At 73.1% G+C, this 20,764-nt stretch carries 18 protein-coding genes; 8 read left to right on the top strand and 10 right to left on the bottom strand.

What is annotated here, in order from left to right; all coding sequences use genetic code 11:
• Positions 1 to 173: 173 nt before the first annotated feature.
• Complete coding sequence (locus ACFYZZ_RS20995) at positions 174 to 497, bottom strand: hypothetical protein (RefSeq protein WP_145880253.1); 324 nt, start codon at positions 495 to 497, stop codon at positions 174 to 176.
• Positions 498 to 872: 375 nt separating this feature from the next.
• On the opposite strand from ACFYZZ_RS20995, the gene ACFYZZ_RS20990 reads away from it, so the two are divergent.
• Complete coding sequence (locus ACFYZZ_RS20990) at positions 873 to 1,997, top strand: PLP-dependent cysteine synthase family protein (protein ID WP_389177906.1); 1,125 nt, start codon at positions 873 to 875, stop codon at positions 1,995 to 1,997.
• A 32-nt stretch (positions 1,998 to 2,029) separates the two neighbouring features.
• Here ACFYZZ_RS20990 and ACFYZZ_RS20985 read toward each other — a convergent pair whose 3' ends face one another.
• The 3 genes from ACFYZZ_RS20985 to ACFYZZ_RS20975 form a co-directional block, all read right to left on the bottom strand.
• Positions 2,030 to 3,004, bottom strand: a complete 975-nt coding sequence (locus tag ACFYZZ_RS20985; RefSeq protein WP_389177903.1) for an alpha/beta hydrolase — start codon at positions 3,002 to 3,004, stop codon at positions 2,030 to 2,032.
• 157 nt (positions 3,005 to 3,161) lie between these two features.
• Positions 3,162 to 3,626: an SRPBCC family protein gene (locus tag ACFYZZ_RS20980; protein WP_389177900.1), complete on the bottom strand. Its 465-nt coding sequence runs from the start codon at positions 3,624 to 3,626 to the stop codon at positions 3,162 to 3,164.
• 71 nt (positions 3,627 to 3,697) lie between these two features.
• Positions 3,698 to 4,528: a DeoR/GlpR family DNA-binding transcription regulator gene (locus ACFYZZ_RS20975; RefSeq protein ID WP_389177897.1), complete on the bottom strand. Its 831-nt coding sequence runs from the start codon at positions 4,526 to 4,528 to the stop codon at positions 3,698 to 3,700.
• Between the two features lie 305 nt (positions 4,529 to 4,833).
• On the opposite strand from ACFYZZ_RS20975, the gene ACFYZZ_RS20970 reads away from it, so the two are divergent.
• Entirely contained in the window at positions 4,834 to 7,167 is a 2,334-nt protein-coding gene (locus ACFYZZ_RS20970) for a hypothetical protein (protein ID WP_389177894.1), read from the top strand.
• A 4-nt stretch (positions 7,168 to 7,171) separates the two neighbouring features.
• Here the strand turns inward: ACFYZZ_RS20970 and ACFYZZ_RS20965 are convergent, their stop codons facing one another.
• The 4 genes from ACFYZZ_RS20965 to ACFYZZ_RS20950 all read right to left on the bottom strand — a co-directional run bounded on the left by ACFYZZ_RS20965 (position 7,172) and on the right by ACFYZZ_RS20950 (position 11,808).
• Entirely contained in the window at positions 7,172 to 9,610 is a 2,439-nt protein-coding gene (locus ACFYZZ_RS20965; RefSeq protein WP_389177891.1) for a right-handed parallel beta-helix repeat-containing protein, read from the bottom strand.
• Positions 9,611 to 9,721: 111 nt separating this feature from the next.
• The gene (locus ACFYZZ_RS20960; RefSeq protein WP_389177888.1) at positions 9,722 to 10,327 is read right to left on the bottom strand and encodes a hypothetical protein; all 606 of its coding nucleotides are present in this window, start codon (positions 10,325 to 10,327) and stop codon (positions 9,722 to 9,724) included.
• Positions 10,328 to 10,496: 169 nt separating this feature from the next.
• On the bottom strand, positions 10,497 to 11,321 hold the full coding sequence (locus ACFYZZ_RS20955) for an MOSC domain-containing protein (protein WP_389177885.1): 825 nt from the start codon (positions 11,319 to 11,321) through the stop codon (positions 10,497 to 10,499).
• 43 nt (positions 11,322 to 11,364) lie between these two features.
• On the bottom strand, positions 11,365 to 11,808 hold the full coding sequence (locus ACFYZZ_RS20950) for a DUF6643 family protein (RefSeq protein ID WP_389177882.1): 444 nt from the start codon (positions 11,806 to 11,808) through the stop codon (positions 11,365 to 11,367).
• A gap of 277 nt (positions 11,809 to 12,085) precedes the next feature.
• Between ACFYZZ_RS20950 and ACFYZZ_RS20945 the strand changes: the two genes are divergently transcribed.
• The gene (locus ACFYZZ_RS20945) at positions 12,086 to 13,396 is read left to right on the top strand and encodes a TerD family protein (RefSeq protein WP_389177879.1); all 1,311 of its coding nucleotides are present in this window, start codon (positions 12,086 to 12,088) and stop codon (positions 13,394 to 13,396) included.
• Positions 13,397 to 13,411: 15 nt separating this feature from the next.
• Here ACFYZZ_RS20945 and ACFYZZ_RS20940 read toward each other — a convergent pair whose 3' ends face one another.
• Positions 13,412 to 14,620, bottom strand: a complete 1,209-nt coding sequence (locus ACFYZZ_RS20940) for a glycosyltransferase (RefSeq protein ID WP_389177876.1) — start codon at positions 14,618 to 14,620, stop codon at positions 13,412 to 13,414.
• Between the two features lie 24 nt (positions 14,621 to 14,644).
• Between ACFYZZ_RS20940 and ACFYZZ_RS20935 the strand changes: the two genes are divergently transcribed.
• Both ACFYZZ_RS20935 and ACFYZZ_RS20930 read left to right on the top strand, forming a co-directional pair.
• Entirely contained in the window at positions 14,645 to 15,439 is a 795-nt protein-coding gene (locus ACFYZZ_RS20935; protein WP_389177873.1) for a glutamate racemase, read from the top strand.
• Positions 15,440 to 15,534: 95 nt separating this feature from the next.
• Positions 15,535 to 16,080, top strand: a complete 546-nt coding sequence (locus ACFYZZ_RS20930) for a hypothetical protein (RefSeq protein ID WP_386575184.1) — start codon at positions 15,535 to 15,537, stop codon at positions 16,078 to 16,080.
• A gap of 412 nt (positions 16,081 to 16,492) precedes the next feature.
• Here ACFYZZ_RS20930 and ACFYZZ_RS20925 read toward each other — a convergent pair whose 3' ends face one another.
• On the bottom strand, positions 16,493 to 17,446 hold the full coding sequence (locus ACFYZZ_RS20925; RefSeq protein WP_389177870.1) for an O-antigen ligase family protein: 954 nt from the start codon (positions 17,444 to 17,446) through the stop codon (positions 16,493 to 16,495).
• Positions 17,447 to 17,745: 299 nt separating this feature from the next.
• Here ACFYZZ_RS20925 and lnt point away from each other — a divergent pair, with 299 nt between their 5' ends.
• The 3 genes from lnt (at position 17,746) to ACFYZZ_RS20910 (ending at position 20,755) form a co-directional block, all read left to right on the top strand.
• Positions 17,746 to 19,353 carry an apolipoprotein N-acyltransferase gene (gene lnt, locus ACFYZZ_RS20920; protein ID WP_389177868.1) on the top strand — a complete coding sequence of 536 codons (1,608 nt, stop codon included), beginning with the start codon at positions 17,746 to 17,748 and terminating at the stop codon, positions 19,351 to 19,353.
• 67 nt (positions 19,354 to 19,420) lie between these two features.
• On the top strand, positions 19,421 to 19,900 hold the full coding sequence (locus ACFYZZ_RS20915) for an NUDIX domain-containing protein (RefSeq protein WP_389177865.1): 480 nt from the start codon (positions 19,421 to 19,423) through the stop codon (positions 19,898 to 19,900).
• A 54-nt stretch (positions 19,901 to 19,954) separates the two neighbouring features.
• Positions 19,955 to 20,755 (top strand): 3-hydroxybutyrate dehydrogenase, encoded by an 801-nt coding sequence (locus tag ACFYZZ_RS20910; RefSeq protein WP_389177862.1) that lies wholly within the window; start codon positions 19,955 to 19,957, stop codon positions 20,753 to 20,755.
• Positions 20,756 to 20,764: the final 9 nt, after the last annotated feature.

Here is a 20,764-nt window from a genome sequence, read left to right as displayed (position 1 = left end):
CGGATCCAGCAGGGTGCTTGCGTCCAAACGTCCGCCTGCTGTCGTGGCCGGCGGGCTGGTTCGCAGCGTTATCGCCGGTAAACCCAGAGTGACGTGAGACCAGCGTGACGCAGCGCGTGCGCTCCCGCAACTCGCAGCGACCGGGCGCAGGTCGGACGCAGGTCGGACCGGGCTCAGGTGCCGCGGCCGGCCGCCCGGCGCACCGCCTCGATGAACCGCCGTGCCGCGGGTGGCCCCGGTTCGCCCGGTGCGGGGTCCTGCTCGCCCAGCGTCAGCAGGTACCGGTTGCCGTTGAGGTCCGCCAGCGCCCGGTCCTCCGGGGCGAACCACGGCTTGGAGGCGCGTACCGCCTGCACGGGTGCGCTGTCGATCTCGCTGCCGTAGCTGTTGAGCAACTCCACCCTGCCGTCGCTGATCCGGACCTTTCCGGCCCGGGTGAGCGAACGCATCCGCTTGCCTATCCGCACGCCCGTGGCTGTGAACTCCGGCTCCGCCATCCTTCTCCGCCCCCTTGTGCGTCGCTCGCCGGACCCCGGCCCGCGTGGGTCCGGATCCGGCCCGTGTCCGGTCGTACCGCCCGGGGCCGTACCGGCTCTGCCGCTCCGGTGTGCGCCCCTGTTCGGGACGATCGTCCCGTCCGGTGCAGTCTGCCCCGATGCAGCCTGGAGCACCAGTGCGCAGGTGGCGCACGCGACGGACGTCGGAGCACTCGCGCCAATGCGCCCCCGAGTGCCGCGCACGGGTGCGCCCCAGCCTGTCTTTGGGTGGCTCAAAGATGCGTTTATGCAGGTGAGAAGCGGTGTGGAAGGTGCTTATGATCGAGGTGTCGGCCGCGCGAAGCGCTGTCGGTGCCCAGCCTAAGGAGCCCCGCCGTGAGCACCACCCCACAGACCCGGACCGGCGCCACCCTCGACGTCGACCGCAGCGACGCCGCCTACCGCGACTGGCTCAAAGAAGCCGTCCGTAAGGTCCAGGCCGACCACCAGCGCTCGGCCGACACGCACCTCCTCAAGTTCCCGCTCCCCGAGCAGTGGGGCATCGACCTGTACCTCAAGGACGAGTCGACGCACCCCACCGGCAGCCTCAAGCACCGGCTGGCCCGCTCCCTGTTCCTCTACGGTCTGTGCAATGGCTGGATCCGGCCGGGCCGCCCGGTGATCGAGGCGTCCAGCGGCTCGACGGCCGTCTCCGAGGCCTACTTCGCCAAGCTGATCGGCGTGCCCTTCATCGCGGTCATGCCGCGCACGACGAGTGCCGAGAAGTGCCGCCTGATCGAGTTCCACGGCGGACAGTGCCACTTCGTGGACGACTCCCGGAAGATGTACGAGGAGTCCGCCCGCCTCGCGGTGGAGACCGGCGGCCACTACATGGACCAGTTCACCTACGCCGAGCGGGCCACCGACTGGCGCGGCAACAACAACATCGCCGAATCCATCTTCCGTCAGCTGGAGTTGGAGCGGTTCCCGGAGCCGGCCTGGATCGTGGCCACGGCCGGCACCGGCGGCACCTCGGCGACCCTCGCGCGCTACGTCCACTACATGCAGTACGACACCCGTATCTGCGTCGCCGACCCGGACAACTCCTGCTTCTTCGAGGGCTGGACGACCGGTGATCCGGACGTCACCTGCGACTGCGGCTCCCGTATCGAGGGCATCGGCCGGCCGCGGATGGAGCCGAGCTTCGTGCCCGGCGCCATCGACCGGATGATGAAGGTCCCGGACGCGGCCAGCGTGGCCGCCGTGCGCGCCCTGGAGCGGGCCATCGGCCGCAAGGCGGGCGGTTCGACGGGCACGGGCCTGTGGAGCGCGCTGAAGATCGTCTCCGAGATGGTGGCCGAGGGCCGCACGGGCAGTGTGGTCACACTGCTGTGCGACCCGGGGGACCGCTACCTCGACAAGTACTACTCGGACACCTGGCTCGAGGAGCAGGGCCTCGACATCGCCCCGTACACGGAGGCGATCGAGTCCCTGCTCGCGACGGGCGTGTGGCCGGACTGAGCCGGTCTGAGCCGGACTGAGAGGCGGGTGCTCTACGGCTCGTTCGTGCCGAGGGCCATGCGCAGCACCGCGATGGCCTGGGCCACGGCGGCGCGCGCGGCGTGCGTGCCGCTGAGCGGGTTCAGCATCATGAAGTCGTGCGTGATCCCGGCGTAGCGGACCGTCGTGACCGGCACGCCCGCGGCCCGGAGCCTGGCCGCGTAGGCCTCGCCCTCGTCGCGCAGTACGTCGGCCTCGTCGACGACCACGTACGCGGGCGGCAGCCCGGCCAGCTGCTCCAGGCTCGCCCGCAGCGGTGAGACCGTGATCGCCGAGCGCTGGGAGGGCTCCGGCAGGTAGGCGTCCCAGAACCACTCCATCGCCTTGGCGGTGAGGAAGTAGCCCTGGGCGAACTGCCGGTAGGAGGGTGTGTCCATCCCGGCGTCGGTGACGGGGTAGTAGAGCGACTGGTGGACGAAGGAGAAGTCGTGGCGCTGCTTGGCCAGCAGGGCCAGGGCCGCGGCCATGTTCCCGCCGACCGAGTCGCCCGCCACCGCCAGCCGGGAGGCGTCGAGCCCGCGCGGGGCGCCGTGGTGGACGATCCACTGGGCGGTCGCGTAACCCTGCTCCAGGGCCACCGGGTACTGCGCCTCGGGTGAGCGCGTGTACTCGACGAAGACGACGGCGGCCCGGGCTCCGACCGCGAGTTCACGCACCAGCCGGTCGTGGGTGTCCGCGCTGCCGAGGATCCAGCCTCCCCCGTGCATGTACAGCACCACCGGCAGCGGGTGTGCCACGCCCGGCGGCCGTACGATGCGTGCCCGCACGCCGTCGACGTCGAAGGGCACAGTGACCCACTCCTCGTCGACGGGGAGCTTCTCGATCGGTTGCGCCTGGATGTCGTCGAGGACCTTGCGGGCCTTCTCCACGCCGATCTCGTAGAGGAACGGCGGCTGGGAGGTGGCGTCGGCCAGTTCCTGGGAGGCGGGCTCCAGAACGACGTCGCCGATGGCGGGCTGGGCAGTCATGACGGAATCCCTCGCGTTGGTGCGGATTGCACGGCCCTCACCAGCATGGGTGCGGCGCGCGCTGGTCGCATCCGTGGACTGCCGGGCCGGGGCGCGGCGAACCGCTCACTCTCCGTGCCGATCGCGGGAAGCGGGGGAGGCCAGGGGGGTTTGGGGGTCACCCGCCCAGGCGCCGGTCCAGTGCCCGGACGGCGTCCCGGAACGAGCGGCTCACCCCGGGGCGGGCGAGGCGGCACACGAGGCGGAACGCGGCCGTACCGTCCAGGGCGAAGGTCATCCGGACCCGGGTCCCGGTGCCGGCCGGGGTGAGCCGCCACTCCTCGATCCAGGCGCGGGCCCCCGGGGTGTTGGTCACGTCGACGCGGTAGGCGTACACCTCGGGTGCCTTCGCCACCAGCACCGACTCCCCGAAACGGATGCCGCCCCGGAGCCGTATCTCGCGCCCGCCCTCGGTCGCCCTGGCCGAGGACACCGCCGAGAACCACTCCGGCCAGCCGGGCACGTCCTCGGCGAGCGCGTGGAAGACCGCGTCGGGAGGGGCCGCGACGTCCCGGGTGAACACGAGCCGCACGGGGGCGGTCTCGACGAAGTCGAACTCCACCGGACGCAGACGGTGAGCCATGGCGACGAACCCCCTCGTGAAGTCCCTCGGGAATGCGGGGCGTTGCACCGGGCAGCCTAGCTGACGCCCTGTCAGATGTCTTCGTCCTCTTCCGGTTCGCCCGCCACCACCAGCCGCCTCAGGTGCTCGGAGATCTCCGTCCGCGCGTCGGTCGGCAGGCCCGCGTCCGTGACCAGCGTGTCCACCTGCTCCAGCGCAGCGAACGAACTCAGGCCCACCGTGCCCCACTTGGTGTGGTCGGCCACCACCACGACCCGGCGCGCCGACTGCACCAGCCGCCGGTTGGTCTCGGCCTCCGCGAGGTTCGGCGTCGACAGGCCCGCCTCGACCGATATCCCGTGCACCCCGAGGAAGAGCAGGTCGAAGTGGAGGGCGGCGATCGCCTGGTCGGCCACCGGGCCCACCAGCGAGTCGGACGGGGTGCGCACTCCGCCGGTCAGCACCACCGTGGCCGCGCCCTGCCGCTGTCCCGAGGTGCGCTGCGCCGCGTGGAAGACGTCCGCGACCCGCACCGAGTTCGTCACCACGGTCAGATCGGGCACCTCCAGCAGATGCTGCGCGAGCGCGTAGGTCGTCGTACCGCCCGACAGCGCGATCGCCGTACCCGGGGTGACCAGCCGGGCGGCGGCCCGCGCGATGTCCTCCTTGGCCGTCAGCTCCAGACCCGACTTGGCCTCGAAGCCCGGCTCATGGGTGCTTGCCTCGACCACCGGGACCGCGCCGCCGTGCACCTTCTCCAGCACGCCCTGGCGGGCCAGCGCGTCGAGATCGCGGCGCACGGTCATGTCCGACACGCCGAGCCTGCGGGTCAGTTCGTTGACCCGCACACCGCCCCGGCGCCGGACCTCGTCCACGATCAGGGCGCGGCGCTGCTCCGCGAGGAGGTTCTGATTCTCACTCACGTACGCTCCGGTCCTTTCGCCGCAATCCGTCCGACACGCCCGCCGCACCTGCTCCGACCTGGACGTTCCATCCGTCTTCGGTGCGCGGCGGTCCCATCTTTTCACGGGAGGGTACCGGTTGCGCCACTACCGGTTACGACGCGCTCATGTCATTCGGGCACAACCGGGCCTCACGTCTCCCTCCTGTAGTCACACGGATCGGTGAGATTTCGTGACGAGAGGTGTACGACGCCCCCGAAACGGAGATCCTGCATGCGCGCACGGACACATGCCATCAGGCGCGTCACGGGGGAAGTGCGAGAACAGTGGAACGTGCAGGAGAGCGCAGTGCCGCGCGGGCGACGGACCGTCCCACCGCGCAGGTCACGCAGGCGGAGCCCGAGCTGGAACTCCTGGTGCACGGAGTCGGCGGCACCACCCCGGAGAAGATGCTCGGCGACCCGCGCACCGTCCGGATCACCGGCGACGACACCGCCGCGGTCTTCCGGCGCGCCGATCACACCGCGGACGCCCCGGCCGGGCAGGGGCCGCACAGAGAGCCGGTGCAGGAGGCGTACGTCTGGTGCAATCTGACCTCCGGCGACGGCAGCCGCGCCTTATGGCTCCTGTTACTGCCGTTCATGGTGGTCAACCTCGCCCACTGGATGCGCCCCGCCGCCTCCGGCCGCGGACGCACCGTCCGGTTCTACGGCCTCCTGGTACGCCTGGCCGCCCTCACCCTCACCGTGCTGCTGGTGGCCGCGGCCTGCGAGGTCGCCCTCGACCTGGTGGCCTGGCAGTGCGCGGGCGTCGCCGCCTGCGCCCAGCGCCACTCCTGGCTCGGCTTCCTCTCACCCACCGTCTCCGGTGACGGCTGGTGGAGCCTGCCCGGCCGCCGGCTCGCCCTGGCCGCGTCGGTCCCGGCCGCGCTCACCGCCCTGCTCTGGTATCTCTCGCACCGCACTTGGAGCGCCTACGAGTCCCACCTGCCGATGTCCCGCGACCCCGAGCCGGAGACCGACGACGACGCTCTGGCCCGGCCCGGCTTCTGGTACGGCCGGCGCCTGGTCGCCCGGCTGCGCGCGGCGCACACCGCGGCGGGCCTGCTCACCGTCGCCGCCGCCGTCCTCACGCCCGCGGCCCGCTTCGACCACCACCACGGCGGCCCCGCGGCCCTGGACGCCCTCGGCCGGCTCCTCGCCGCGTCCATGCTCGGCTGCGCGGCCGCCGTGGTGGGCGTGGTCTGTCGCCGGGGCCGCAGTGAGAACCGCCTCGACCAGCAGCTCGACCGCCACCTCGTACGCCGCCTGCCGCTCGGCGCGCTCGGCCTGCTGCTGCTCACCGTGCTGTACGCCGCCTGGTCCCGCCCCGGCTGGCGGTCCGCCGGGCGGCTGCCCGGGGACCCGGCCTTCGGCGCCCTCATGCTGGCCCAGGGCCTGCTCGTCGTCGTCCTCGCCGGCGTCGCCCACGACCTGTACCGCTGGCGCCCGGACCCGCGCGCCGGGATGCGCGGCCTCGGCGGCCCGGCGGTCGCGCTGCTCGCCTGCGCACTGGGCGGGGTGATGTCCGGCGGCGTCGCGCAGCGGGTCGCCGACTGGCTGGACGGCACCCGGGCCCTGCTCGACGGGCCTCCGGTGCTGCTGACCTGGCAGGCGTCCGCGATCCCACCGATCCTCGCGGTGCTGCTCGCCGTCGTCGCCCACCTGGCCCTGCGCACCGCACGGCTCGCCCGCGCCGAACGCGACCGCGTACGCGACGAGCACCCCGGCGAGCCCGAGGACCCGTCCCGCACCCGCGCCATCGCCCAGGCCCGCGCCATGGCCACCCTCACCGACCGGACACCGCTGGTCGTCGCCGTACTCGCCACCACCACCCTGCTGATCGGCGCCGCAGCGCTGGCCGGCGCCCAGGCCACCGGAGAGCCCCCCGAGGGCGCGGCCCGGCGGACCTGTGCCGCTGTCCAGGCCGTGGCCGAGACCTCGCAGACGCTCGGCTCCTGGCTGGTCGGAGTGGGCTTCGTCCTGTTCGTCACCTGGGCCCGGCGCGCCTACCGGGACGCCTCCGCCCGCCGGACCATCGGCATCCTGTGGGACGTCGGCACCTTCTGGCCGCGCGCCGCCCATCCCTTCGCCCCGCCCTGCTACGCCGAGCGTGCGGTGCCGGACCTGACCTGGCGGATGGCGACCTGGACCCGGCACACCGGCGGCCGCATGGTCCTCTCCGGCCACTCCCAGGGCAGCGTCCTGGCGGCAGCCGCCGCCTGGCAGCTGACCCCGTCCGTACGCAAGCGGGTCGCCCTGCTCACCTACGGCTCCCCGCTGGAGCGCCTGTACGGCCGCTGGTTCCCGGCCCACTTCGGCCCGCGGGCCTTGGCCGCCCTGCACGGCGACGTCGCCTGCTGGCGCAACCTCCACCGCCGCACCGACCCCATCGGCGGCCCGGTCCGCCTCCCCGGCGACTGCGGCCCGGAGGTCGACCACCAGCCCCTGAAGGACCCGCTCGACTACGGCCGCACTCCCCGGCAACCGTTGCCGGCCCCGATCCTCGGCCACTCCGACTACCAGGCGGACCCGGCCTTCGCGCGGGAGAGGGCCGGGCTGCTGGCCCGCCTGCGCCCCGACCTCCCGGGGCAGCGCCCGGTACCGGGGGCGCCGGAGTGACCCCTCAGTCCAGCTCCGGCAGGTCCTCCGCGTAGAGCAGGGTCAGGTCGTCGGTGCTGGGGTCCGCCAGCTGCGCGACGCGGCTCGCGTGCCGTTCCACCATCGCCTCGAAGGTCTGGCGCGCGGTACGGCCGTTGCCGAACGCGGGGCCCTTCGGGAGCGCCGTGAAGTACTTCAGCAGGGCCTCCGAAGCGCCCGGCGCCAGCCGGTACTCGTGCTCGTCGGCCTGCTGCTCCACGATCCTGAGCAGTTCGTCGGGGCCGTAGTCGCTGAAGGTGATGGTCCGGGAGAAGCGGGAGGCGACACCGGGGTTGACGGAGAGGAAGCGCTCCATCTCGGCGGTGTAGCCGGCGACGATCACCACCACCGCGTCCCGGTGGTCCTCCATCAGCTTCACCAGCGTGTCGATGGCCTCCTTGCCGAAGTCCCGCCCGGCGTCCTCCGGGGACAGGGCGTAGGCCTCGTCGATGAACAGCACACCGCCGCGCGCCCGTTCGAAGGCCTCCTGGGTGCGGATCGCGGTGGAGCCGATGTGCTCGCCGACCAGGTCGACCCGGGACACCTCGACCAGGTGGCCCTTCTCCAGCACCGCCAGGGAGGCGAGGATCTCGCCGTACAGCCGGGCGACCGTCGTCTTGCCGGTGCCGGGGGAGCCGGTGAAGACCAGATGCCGCTTGACCGAGGCCGCCTTCAGACCCGCCTGCTGGCGGCGCCGGCCCACCTCGATCATGTCGGTCAGCGCCCGCACCTCGCGCTTGACGCTCTCCAGGCCCACCAGCGCGTCCAGTTCACCGAGCACAGCCTTCGACGTCCGGGCCGGCTTCTCCGGCTCGGCCGCGGCGACGAGCGGCTCCTGCTCCGTGGTGCGCTGCCCGGGGATCGCGCCGAGCAGCCCGGGCGAGGGCGATGAGGTCTGTACGGCCGTCTCACGGGGCGCCGGCGGCCTGAGGCTGCCGCTCTCGTCGCTGGTGCAGTCCTCCACGACGGGGCCCGTCCCGGCCCCCGCGTCCGGCCCCGCGTCGGCGAACTCGTAACCGCCGCGCGCACACCGCTCCGTGCGGCACTTCCGCAGCGTCGTACGGCAGCCGTCGATCACATGGAAGCCGTAGCCTCCGCTGCCGCTGACCCGGCAGTTCAGGAAGCTGCCCCGGCCGCCGGCGGACACGTAGAAACCCGCCTCGGCGGGCGAGTCGACCGTGCACCGCTCGATGGTCGGGTCGGCGCCCTTGGTGACGATCACACCGGTCTGCATGCCGTCCAGGGTGCAGTTGTTGAGCGTTCCGCCGCTGCCGTGGTCACGGAACCAGGCGCCGGTGGCCGCCTCCCGGATCCGGCAGTCGTCGAGCTGCGCGGTCGCGCCGTCGCTCACCGACACGGCCGTGTTGCGCACCTGGGAGAGGTCGCTGTCCACGACGTCCGCGCGCGAGCCGCGGTCCAGCACGAACAGCGCGTCCGGCACGTCGTGCACCCGGCAGGACTCGAGCACCACGGTGGCGCCGTCGCTCACCCACACCGCCGGATAGTCGCCGGTGCTGTCGAAGATCTCGCACTGGTTGGCGTCCACCCGGGTGCCCGGGTCCCACACCGACAGGCCGTTGCGCCCGAACTGACGCACTGTTGTCCGGGTCAGCGTGAGCACCGAACGGGAGCGCAGATCGACCGCGTTCTCCGGGATGTCGTGGATCCGGCAGTCCGCGAGCGTGAGCACCGCGTCCGTGTCGAGCGTGACACCGTCGGCCGTGGTGCGGTGCACGTCGCAGTCGGTCAGGTGCGCCGTGGCCCGCTGGGTGACCTGCACCCCGGAGCCCCGGACCTCGTACACCTCGCAACCGACGGCCTCCAGGGCGGAGTTCTCCCCGGTCGCGCTCAGCCCGGTGCCGGAGGCGTGGTGCACCCGGCACCGCTCCAGGCGGGGATGGGCGCCGCCACGGACCGCCACGCCCGCCTGCCCGGCCGCGACGACCTCGCACTCCTCGAACACCCCGCCGCCGCCGTCGAGGACGGCGATGCCGATGCCGGCCGGGTTGTCGACGGTGCAGCGCCGCACGGTCGGCCGTGCCCCGCCCCGCACCTCGATGCCCGTGGCGGACCGGGTGACGATCCGCACGTCCATCAGCTCGGGCGTGCCGTCCTCCACCAACACGGCGGGTGCCGCCGCGTCCTGACCCTCCACGTGCAGGTCCTGCACCATCGCGGAGGCCCGCACGGTCAGCGGCACCCCGTCCACGGGCGCGATCCGCACCGAGCCCGGCGAGCCCTCCGGCCCGCGCAGGGTCACCGACCGCTGGACGACGAGGTTCTCCCGGTAGGTGCCGGGCGCGATGGTGAGGACGTCACCGTCGGCGGCGGCCTCCAGAGCGGCGGCGAGCGAGGTGTACTCACCCGTGCGGCGCCGCCACCGCGATGTACCGGTGTGCGTCACCTGGACCGTGCCCTGTGCCATGGCGTTGCTGTGCCCCCACCTCGTAGTACGCGGGTTTGATGCCGAAAGTGAGTCGGCCGGTCCACCGTAGCGTGCGCGCGGGTGGTGGGTTGACCAGAGCCGGAAAGGCCGTCAGCTGCCGGTGCCCGCCTTGCCCCAGTCCGGGCCCGCCCGGTCCCAGGCCTGGTCCCAACGTGCGTAACGGCGGCGGACCATGCGCCAGACGATCAGCCGTCGGCTGCTCTCGACCAGGCCCACGGCCAGCAGAGCCGCGCCGAATCCGGCCAGCACCGCGTGCGTCGTCGCCGTGGGGGAGTCCAGCGGGCGGGTCGTTATTCGGCCGTGCGGATCCGTCCACAGCCTGAAGTGGTCGCCCGCCTGCGGGGACTTGAGGTTCGCCAGCGCGACTCCGTGCTGACGGGTGCCGTCCGGTGCCGTCCAGTCGGCGAGGACCCGGCTGCGGGCGTCGTGTGCGGTGCCGGTGTCGGGGTCGGTCTCCATCGGGGCGCTGCCCAGCCCGCGGACCACGGTGGCCGTGACGAGGTGGCGGGAGTGCTGCTGCTCCCGCACGGAGCGCTGCAGGGAGTCCTGCGCGGCCACGCCGACCAGGGAGCCGATCACGGGTGCGGCCACGGAGACCAGCACCAGCGCCACGAGGGCCACCCAGGCCTCGGCCAGGTCGGTCGTGCGGCGCAGCGGATTGCGCCGCCAGCGCCACAGGCCGCGGATTGCTCGCACGTCCCCCCACCCCCCTCTGCTCCGTGACGACCCCCGACGGAGCCGCTCACCCCCGGCCCCGACCGAGGAAGAACGAGATCACTCCAGGCCCGGGGCCTCTCACGCAATTCTCATGTCGTCTCAACGACCGGGCCCCACCCCTGGGTTCCCCGCCCGCCGAGCCGTTTCGCTACCTGAGCACCCGCACCGGGTCCCCGACCCGGAGCGTGCCGGTCGTGAGAGCCACCAGGTTCTGGCCGAAGAGCAGCCGCGAGCCGACCCTGCGGTGCCGTGCGAGCGTGCGCAGGGGCTCACAGCCGCGTACGGCGGTGTCCTGGTCGGTCGTGGTCACGACGCAGCGCCCGGAGGCCTTGGCGACCCGGAAGACCACCTCGCCGATGGCGATCCGCGCCCAGTCGTCCTCGGCCCAGGCCTCGGTGCCCGCGACGACCACGTTGGGCCGGAACCGGTTCATGGGCAGCGGGCCCTCGGCGGCGTCGTCTCCCTGGGCTATGAGGGAGTTCAGGGCGTCGAGGGAGGCGACGGTGGTGACCAGCAGGGGGTAGCCGTCGGCGAAGCTCACCGTCTCGCCCGGCAGTGCGTACTCCGGGTCGACCGGACGCCGGGTGGCCGGATCGTCCATGTGGACCAGACGGACATCGGCACCGACATGGGCGGAACACCAGTCGTGAGCCGTGTCGGAGGCGAGGACCGCCTCCACCTTCGTGCCGAAGACGTGCGTCGGCACCGTCGCCCCCGGCTCAGGGACGCGGACCGTCAGCGGCTCCTGGCCGGGCGCGGACAGACGAACACCTCCGCCGGGCACCGGCTCGGCGGAGGCCAGCGCGAGGCGCGGCTCCTCGCGCTGTGTGACGACCTTTCCCCCGTCGTCGATCAGAGCCCAGCGTCGGTCTCCGGCCAGCCCCCAGGGCTCCACCACGGCTGTCCGGGGCGCGATCCCCCGGAACGCCTTGACCGGATGGACGTGGATCGACTGCAGTTCGGCGTTCCCCATGACGCCATCGTGCCAGGTGGCACCGACAGCCGGGGCGCGCCGGTCAGTAGCCGCGGTACTGCTGGTTGTTGTACGGATCCTGGTAAGGAGCCGGTGCGGGCCGCGGCGCGGCGGGGCGCATGGCCTCGTAGCCCGTGCCGCCCGCCATCGGACGCGGCGGCTGCGGGGCCTGCGGGCCGGGATAGCCGCGGGGCGCGCTCGCCTGCTGCGGGATGTACGCCGTGGGCGCCTGCTGCAGCGGGGCGGGCTGGACCTGCGGATAGCCGTAGGCGGGGACCTGCGGGGACGGGGCCGCGGGGAGGGCAGGCAGCGCCGACGGGAGCGCGGGCAGGTTGCTGCCCATGCTGCCCATGTCGTACGCGGCGGGGACCCGGATCGGGGCGATCTGCGGGGTGCCCCGCTCGGCCACGAGCGAGTCGTAGATCGGGGTGTCCGGGAAGGAGGCGGAGTAGTAGCCGCCGCCATAGGTGGAGCGGGGGGAGGTCATGGCACATAAGTTAAGCCCACGATGTGCTGGTTGGGGAGACCGATAAGAGGGTTGTTTTCCGTGTCGGCAGTGACGCGGGATCCCCAATCCGAGCGAACTTGGCAAAAATGGACGCCGTTCAACGTTTGGATCGTGTAAATGCCGAGTTCCTGCCGGGTTACCGGCGGTTGACCGGCGATCTTCCTGCGCCGGTCATGGGAGTTCCCTGTCCCTGGGAATAGGTTGGCGGGTAGGGATGATCCCGGGAGCCCGGGCGCGTCCGGGACGCTGACACGCGATGGGGGCGGACATGACAATGCCGAAGGGATCCAATGCGCCGGTGCCGACCACGGCCCTGCGCGTCGAATTGGGCTGGCGCTCCGGACCCGGCGTGCCCGACGCGGACGCCTCGGCACTGCTGCTCGCGGCCGGAAAGGTCCGCTCCGACGGGGACTTCGTCTTCTACAACCAGCCGGCGCACCCCTCCGGCGCGGTCCGTCACGAGGGCAAGCGGACCGCCGGCGGGCTCGTCACCGACACCCTCTTCGTGGACCTCGCGCGCGTGGAGAGCGGGATCGAGCGGGTGGTCCTCGCGGCCTCCGCGGACGGCGGGACGTTCGGGCAGGTCCCGGACCTCTACATCGAGGTGACCGACGCCGCCGGCGGCGCGGTCGCCCGCTTCGACAGCCCCGGCGCGACCGTGGAGACGGCCTTCGTGCTCGGCGAGTTCTACCGCCGTCAGGGCGGCTGGAAGTTCCGCGCCGTCGGCCAGGGGTACAGCAGCGGACTCGAAGGCCTCGCAACGGACTTCGGTATCACCGTCGACGAGCCGCAGCACACCGCGCCGCCTCGCACGGCAGCCGCACCGCCTCCCGCACCCCCCGCCGCGCCGCCGGTCCCGCCTGCGGCGACCCTGCCGCCGCCGACCACCGCTCCCGTGCCCCTGCCACCGCCCCCGGCGACCCCTGCGGCCGCGCCGGTCCGCCTCTCCAAGGTCACCCTCACCAAGGCCGCCCCCTCCGTCTCCCTGGCCAAACAGGGCGGCACCTCCGGCGCCATGCGGGTCAACCTCAACTGGCAGGTCCGCAAGCAGTTCCCGGGCTGGGGCGGCCGATGGGGCGGTGGCCAGGGGGACCTCGACCTCGACCTGTGCGCCCTGTACGAACTCGCCGACGGCCGCAAGGGCGTCGTCCAGGCACTCGGCAACGCCTTCGGGTCCCTGAACCGGCCGCCGTACATCCACCTCGACGGCGACGACCGTACGGGCGCCGTGGCGAGCGGTGAGAACCTCACCGTCAACCTCGACCACAAACAGGACTTCCGGCGCATCCTGGTCTTCGTCACGATCTACGAGGGCGCGGCCTCCTTCGCCGACCTGCACGCCACGGTCACCCTCCAGCCCCAGCACGGCGCCCCGATCGACTTCTCACTGGACGAGTGCACGGTCCCCTCCACGGTGTGCGCACTCGCCCTGATCACCAACAACGGCGGCGACCTCGTCGTCCAGCGCGAGGCGCGCTACCTGGTGCCGGAGCGCGGAGTGAGCCCGCAGCGGACCATGGACCGCGCCTACGGGTGGGGGATGAACTGGACGCCAGGGCGCAAGTAGCCCCAGGTCAGCAGGTCAGCTCTCGTCGGGCACGGCGTCCGGACGCGCGTACGTGCGGCCCTTCCAGGCCGCCCCGCGACCCCGGTAGTGCTGCACGGCGGAGTCGACCGTCATGAGGAGGTAGAGGAGCGCGGTGAGGGGCAGCAGCGGTGCGAGCCACAGCGGCTGCCGGTAGTAACGGAGCATCGGCACGTACGTCCCCGTCATCACCGCCCACGCGGCCGCACCCACGACCGCCGTCGCCGCACTGCCCGTGACCGCACCGGCCACCACGGCCGCGGGCGGCACCAGGTACACCAGGGCGAGCCCGGCGACCGTGCCGAACAGCAGCAGCGGGTTGTGCCGCAGCTGGGCGTACGCGCTGCGCGAGACCATCCGCCACAGGTCGTGCAGCCGCGGATAGGGGCGCACGCTGTCCACCCGGTCGGCCAGCCCGAGCCAGATGTGACCGCCGGTGCCCTTCACCGCGCGCGCGAGGGCGACGTCGTCGATGACGGCATGCCGGATGGCGTCCGGGATCCGCGCTTTCCCGGCCACGTCCGCGCGCAGCAGGACACAGCCGCCCGCGGCCGCCGCCGTCCGCGACCCCTGCAGGCCGATCCACCGGAAGGGATACAGCTGTGCGAAGAAGTAGACGAACGCCGGGACCACGAGCCGCTCCCACAGGCTCTCCACCCGCAGCCGCGCCATCTGCGACACCACGTCGAACCCCCCGGTGCGGGCCGCCGCCACCAGTTCCCGCATGCTGTCCGGCGCGTGCGCGATGTCCGCGTCCGTCAGGAGCAGGTATTCGGGGTCACGCGCGCGTGCGAGGCCGATGCCGTGCCGCACCGCCCACAGCTTGCCCGTCCAGCCCGCGGGCGGCTCACCGGGGGAGTCCACCGTGAGCGGCAGACCGCCGTGCCGCCGCGACAGCTCGCGGGCCAGCTCCCCGGTGCCGTCCGTGCTCCCGTCGTCCACGAGGAAGACCTCCGCACGCCCCGGATAGTCCTGCGCGAGCAGCGACGGCAGGCTCGCGGGCAGCACGCGGGCCTCGTCACGGGCCGGTACGACCACACAGACCGATGGCCACACGGCAGGTTCCCGGCGCGGAGGCAGTCGCACGTCCGTGCGCCAGAAGAAGCCCTGGCACAGCAGCAGCCAGCACCAGGCGGCGAGGGATACGACGGTGGTCCACACGATCGCGCTCACGGGCGCAGTCTGCCCCACCGGACCGGCCCGCATGGTCGCATCGTCTATCGTGGCCGGGTGAAGATCGCGCTCATGGACTCCGGAATCGGCCTGCTGGCGGCCACCGCCGCGGTACGGCGCCTGCGCCCCGACGCGGATCTCGTCCTCTCCCTCGACCCCGACGGCATGCCCTGGGGGCCGCGCACACCCGAGGACCTCACCGGGCGGGCCCTGGCCGTCGCCGAGGCCGCCGCGGCCCGCCGGCCCGACGCCCTGATCGTCGGCTGCAACACCGCCACCGTGCACGCCCTGCCCGCCCTGCGCGCCCGCCTGGAGCCCGGCGTCCCGGTGATCGGCACGGTCCCGGCGATCAAGCCGGCCGCCGCCGGCGGCGGCCCCGTCGCCATCTGGGCCACGCCCGCCACCACCGGCAGCCCCTACCAGCGCGGTCTCATCGAGGACTTCGCCGACGGCGTCCACGTCACCGAGGTGCCCTGCTGGGGGCTCGCGGAGGCCGTGGAGTACGCGGACGAGGCGGCCATCGACGTGGCGATCGCCGCCGCAGCCGCGCTGACCCCCGAGGACGTGACGACCGTCGTCCTGGGCTGCACCCACTACGAGCTGGTGGCGGAACGTATCCGCGTCGCCGTCCAGCGTCCCGGTGCCGCTCCGCTCGCGCTGCACGGCTCCGCCGGAGCCGTGGCCGCCCAGGCCTTGCGGCGCCTGGGCGAACAGCCCGCCCCCGAGGCCCCGGCCGAGGGCACGCTGACGGTGCTGCTGAGCGGCCGCGAGGGCGTGCTGCCCGCGGCCGCGCTGCACTATGCCGAAGGTCGGCTGCTGCCCGCCGCCGAACCGCTCGCCGACCGTCGGTGACCTGGGGGCGGCCGCCTCCACGGGGCGCGCCGCCCGGAACAGTCACCCTCCGCACGCCGGTACCCGCGGAGCGAAACCTGAGTAACCTCGTAGATATGAGGGAGCACCGCGACGCCGAGGACACCTCGCACCCCGACGTCTGGATCGGACGTGCCACCAACCGGGTGCAGTGGCTGCTGGCGCTGGGCGGCGCGGCTTGCCTGGCGCTCGGCATCCTGCTGGCCGTGGACTCGGCCTGGAGCTCCGGCATCGCCCCGCTGGTGATGTCCGTCGTGGGCTGCATCGCCGCCGGACTGCTGGTCCTCTTCGGCACGCTCGCCTTCGTGCACGTCGACCTCAAGCTCGACAAGGAGTGCGTCGAGGTGCGCTGCGGCCACATCGGCGTGCCACGCCGCCGCATCCCGCTCTCCCAGGTCGCCGGCGCCGACTTCACCGCCCATGTCACCCCGCGCCAATGGGGCGGCTGGGGCTATCGCTGGCGCCCCGAGAAGGGCACCGCGGTCGTCGTCCGCCGGGGCGAGGGCATCGTGCTGCGCCTGTGGGACGGTCACACCTTCACGATCACCGTGGACAACGCGGAGGCGGCGGTCCGGGCCATCAGGGACCGGCTGCGGACGATGACGCCCGGGGGCGCGAGCTGAGGCGGCGGTCGGCCGGGTTCTTTCGGGAACCTGGGCCGCTTCGAGTCGGCCACTGCCTCGCAGACATCGATCGGACGGTGCCCGCGCGCACCGGACGCCACGCTCCCGATCTGCGCTGAGCGCGCGGAGGTGGTGGGCCGCCGGGTTCGTTCGGAAACCCAAGTCGTTTCGAGTCGGACGCTGCCTCGCACACACCGGACGCTGCCCGCGCGTGTGCCGGGCGCGGCGCCCTGGCTCTGTGCACTGTGTGCGCGGGGGTTGTGGTGCGGGCTGTCAGGGACCGGGTGGGTTGGGAGCGGCGGGCCGCCGGGCTGGTTCGGGACGCGGGTCGCTTTGAGTCGGAGGCTGCCCTCGCAAACACCAGGCGCTGCCCGCGCGTGTGCCGGGCGCCGCGCCCCTGCCTTGCGTCCGGCTACAGCTCCGTGCTGTCGCCCGCCCATGGCCGTGCCGTAGCCCACCCCGCCAGCAGGCCCGCGCCCGCGGTCACCGTGGTGAAGCTCAGTGCGTTGCCGACGGAGGCGATCGCGGCAAGGGCGGTCAGGGCCGCGCCCGCGGTGAGGGCGATCGGTGTGGAGCGCGGGGTGCGCCACAGGGCGTAGAGGGCCCAGCCGAATCCGGCGCCCAGCAGGAGCACCCCGACGAGGCCCTGTTCGGCCGCCTGCTGGAGCAGGGCCGAGTGCGGTCTGTCGTCGAGCAGGACGGCCGGTGGCGCGGTGTCGCTCAGCTCGCCGAAGCGGCCCGGGCCGACGCCCAGGCCCGCGTCCCGGCGGGCCAGCCGCAGCGCGTCCTGCCACAGCTGGACCCGGTGCGAGGCGAACCGGCTCTCCAGCGCCTCCGGCAGGGCACCGGCGGCGACCGCCCAGATCGTCCCCGCCACCAGGGCCGCCGCGAGCGCGAGACCCGCGATTCCGACGCCTCGGCGGGGCATCGAGCCCGCGGCGAGCGAGCACAGCAGAACCGCGGCACTGGCCGCGCAGCCGATGGCCGAACCCATGGCGGCCCCGGTCAGCGCGATCCCGGCGGCGAGCAGCCGCAGCCCGAGCCGCAACCCGGACCCGCGCGCGGCCCAGGCGGCACAGCACGCGGCGCCGGTGGCCAGCGCCAGCAGGGCGGCGATGGCTCCGGCGTGGCCGAGCGGGGCGGCGTAGCGGGGGCCGGGGGAGAGGCCGGGCAGGACCACGGCCAGCGCGAGTCCCGCCGACGCACCTGCGCAGGGCGCGGCCACCGGAAGCAGCGCCCCGGATATCCGGCCCGCGGCATAACCGGCGATCACGGCGAGCACCGCGAGCAGCACCCCCTCGGGCCGCCCGTCGTGGGCCGCCGCCGTGATCAGCGACCAGGCGGCGCACGCCCCCAGCAGGATCATGCCCGCCCCGTCAGAAACGTTTCGTCTGCCTCTGTATGCGTCCGCACCGGTCGCGGACCTCGTCCCCGTCGACCCCACCCGTCGCCCCTCGCACCCCGGTCCCCCGACCTGTGGCAGGCCCCGGCCGCACGCACCGGGACCGGCCGCACCGCTGAGGCTCGGGCACACCGTAACGGCTGATGACCGATTTGGGCACGAGCGGCGCAGGAACGTGGTGATTCCGGCGCGATGCAGGTGGGGGCACCGCTCGCACCAGCCCGTGCTGTCGGCGGCAACGTCAACCGCCGTACACTCCCCGGGTGACCGTCACCGCAACCTCCGTGGACCAGCCCGGCCTCCAGCCGTCCCCCGCGCCGAGCGCGCGCGGCCGCCGGCTGCAGCGCCTGGTCCCGGCCGTCGCCTCCGCACTCTGCGGAGTGCTGCTCTACGTCAGCTTCCCGCCGCGCCCGCTGTGGTGGCTGGCCCTGCCCGCCTTCGCCGGCTTCGCCTGGGTACTGCGCGGCCGCACCTGGAAGGCGGCGCTCGGCCTCGGCTACCTCTTCGGACTGGGCTTCCTCCTGCCGCTGCTGGTGTGGACCGGCGTGGAGGTCGGCCCCGGCCCCTGGCTCGCGCTGGTCGCCATCGAGGCGGTCTTCGTCGCCCTCGTCGGCGTCGGTGTCGCCGCGGTGGCCAAGCTGCCTGCGTGGCCGGTGTGGGCGGCCGCCCTGTGGATCGCGGGCGAGGCGGTACGCGCGCGCGTGCCCTTCCGCGGCTTCCCCTGGGGCAAGATCGCCTTCGGTCAGGCCGACGGCGTCTTCCTGCCGCTCGCCGCGGTGGGCGGCACCCCGGTGCTCGGCTTCGCGGTGGTCCTGTGCGGCTTCGGTCTGTTCGAGGCGGGGCGCCTGATCGCCGAGCGGCGTCGCACCCGGACCCTCCGGCGCGGCGCCGCGGCCGTCGCGCTGCTGAGCGTCGCCGTGCCGGTGGCGGGAGCGGTCGCCGCGCGGCCGCTGGTGAGCGACAAGGCCGAGGACGGCACCGCGACCGTCGCGGTCATCCAGGGCAACGTGCCCCGGGCCGGGCTGGAGTTCAGCGCCCAGCGGCGGGCCGTCCTCGACTACCACGCGCGCGAGACCCTCAAGCTCGCCGCCGACATCAAGGCGGGCAAGGTCGCCAAGCCCGACTACGTGCTGTGGCCGGAGAACTCCTCCGACATCGACCCCTTCACCAACTCCGACGCGGCCGCCGTCATCGACAGTGCCGCCCGGGCCGTCGGGGTGCCCATCTCGGTCGGCGGAGTCGTCGAGAAGGACGGCAGGCTGCTCAACGAGCAGATCCTGTGGGACCCGGCCAAGGGGCCGACCCAGACCTACGACAAGCGCCAGGTGCAGCCGTTCGGCGAGTACCTTCCGCTGCGCGGGCTCGTCGGCGCGATCAACAAGAACTGGACCGGCATGGTCCGCCAGGACTTCAGCCGGGGCAGCGAGCCGGGCGTGTTCGACATCGACGGCGCCAAGGTCGGCCTCGCCACCTGCTACGAGGCCGCCTTCGACTGGGCCGTGCGGGACACCGTCACGCACGGCGCGGAGATGATCTCCGTGCCCAGCAACAACGCCACCTTCGACCGCAGCGAGATGACCTACCAGCAGCTCGCCATGTCCCGTATCCGCGCCGTCGAGCACAGCCGGACCGTGACCGTGCCGGTGACCAGCGGCGTCAGCGCGGTCATCATGCCGGACGGGAAGATCACCCAGAAGACCGGCATGTTCGTGCCCGCCTACCTCGTCCAGAAGGTCCCGCTGCGCACGTCCGAGACACCCGCGACCAGGCTGGGCATCCTGCCGGAGATCGCCCTGATACTGGTCGCCGCGGGCGGTCTCGGCTGGGCGATCGGGTCCGGGATACGTGCCCGGCGCTCGGGTGACGCGTAGCCGTACGCCCGCCGCACGCCCGGGGAACCGACTGGCTTGACGGAACCGGCCCGTTAGGGTCGGTTCCATGGCTACTCCTGACTTCATCCGCACGATCAGGGCCTCCGCGGGCCACCAGCTGCTCTGGCTCCCCGGAGTCAGCGCCGTCGTCTTCGACGGCCAGGGCAGGATCCTGCTGGGGCAGCGCGCGGACAACCACGAGTGGGCGCTGCTCTCCGGCATCCCGGACCCCGGTGAGCAGCCGGCCGCCGCCGCCGTGCGCGAGGTGTACGAGGAGTCGGCCGTACGGTGCGTAGCCGAACGGATCGTCATGGTGAAGTCCGGCGAGCGGATCACCTACAACAACGGCGACATCTGCCAGTTCATGGACATCACCTTCCGCTGCCGGGCCGTCGGCGGCGAGGCACGGGTCAACGACGACGAGTCGCTGGACGTCGGCTGGTTCGAGGTGGACGCGCTGCCGCCGATGGACGAACACCAGCTGGTCCGGATCAAGCAGGCCCTGTCGGATGAACCCACATGGTTCGACCCTACGAGTTTCGAATGAAGTATGGGGTCTGACCACATGTGGTCGGGCTGGGGTGCTGCTTAGGGTCGGCACATGACCCAGCCCAGCGCCCTGCCCGGCCCCCACGCCCCCTCGCTCGACCTCGGCGGCCGTACCGTCCTCGTCACCGGCGCCGCCGGCGGCATCGGCGGCGCCTGCGCGCTGCGGCTGGCGGCTGCCGGGGCCAAGGTGAGAGCCGTCGACCGGGACGCCGCCGGCCTGGACTCACTCGCCGACCGGGCCCGGGACCTGGCGGGCACCGTCGAACCGCACGTCCTGGACCTCACCGACCTGGACGCCGCCGAACACGCCGCCGCCGGCACCGACGTCCTGGTCAACAACGCCGGGCTGCAGCTGGTGCGCCCCATCGAGCAGTTCCCGCCCGACGTCTTCCACACGGTGCTCACCGTGATGCTGGAGGCGCCGTTCCGGCTCATCCGCGGCGCCCTCCCGCACATGTACGCGCAGGGCTGGGGCCGGATCGTCAACGTGTCCTCCGTCCACGGGCTGCGCGCCTCGGCCTTCAAGGCCGCCTATGTGGCCGCCAAACACGGTCTCGAAGGCCTCTCCAAGACGGCCGCCCTGGAGGGCGCCCCCCACGGTGTGACCTCGAACTGTGTGAACCCGGCCTATGTGCGCACCCCACTGGTCGAGAAGCAGATCGCCGACCAGGCCCAGGCGCACGGCATCCCCGAACAGCGCGTCCTGTCCGACATCCTGCTCAAGGACAGCGCCGTCCGGCGGCTCATCGAACCGGACGAGGTCGCCGAGGCCGTGGCCTACCTGTGCAGCCCGCAGGCGTCCTTCGTCACCGGTACCTCGCTGGTGCTGGACGGCGGATGGACGGCCCACTGAGCGGGCCGG

Source organism: Streptomyces sp. NPDC001816, assembly GCF_042892235.1.
GTDB lineage: Bacteria > Actinomycetota > Actinomycetes > Streptomycetales > Streptomycetaceae > Streptomyces.
This window is presented reverse-complemented; position numbering and strand designations above follow the sequence as displayed.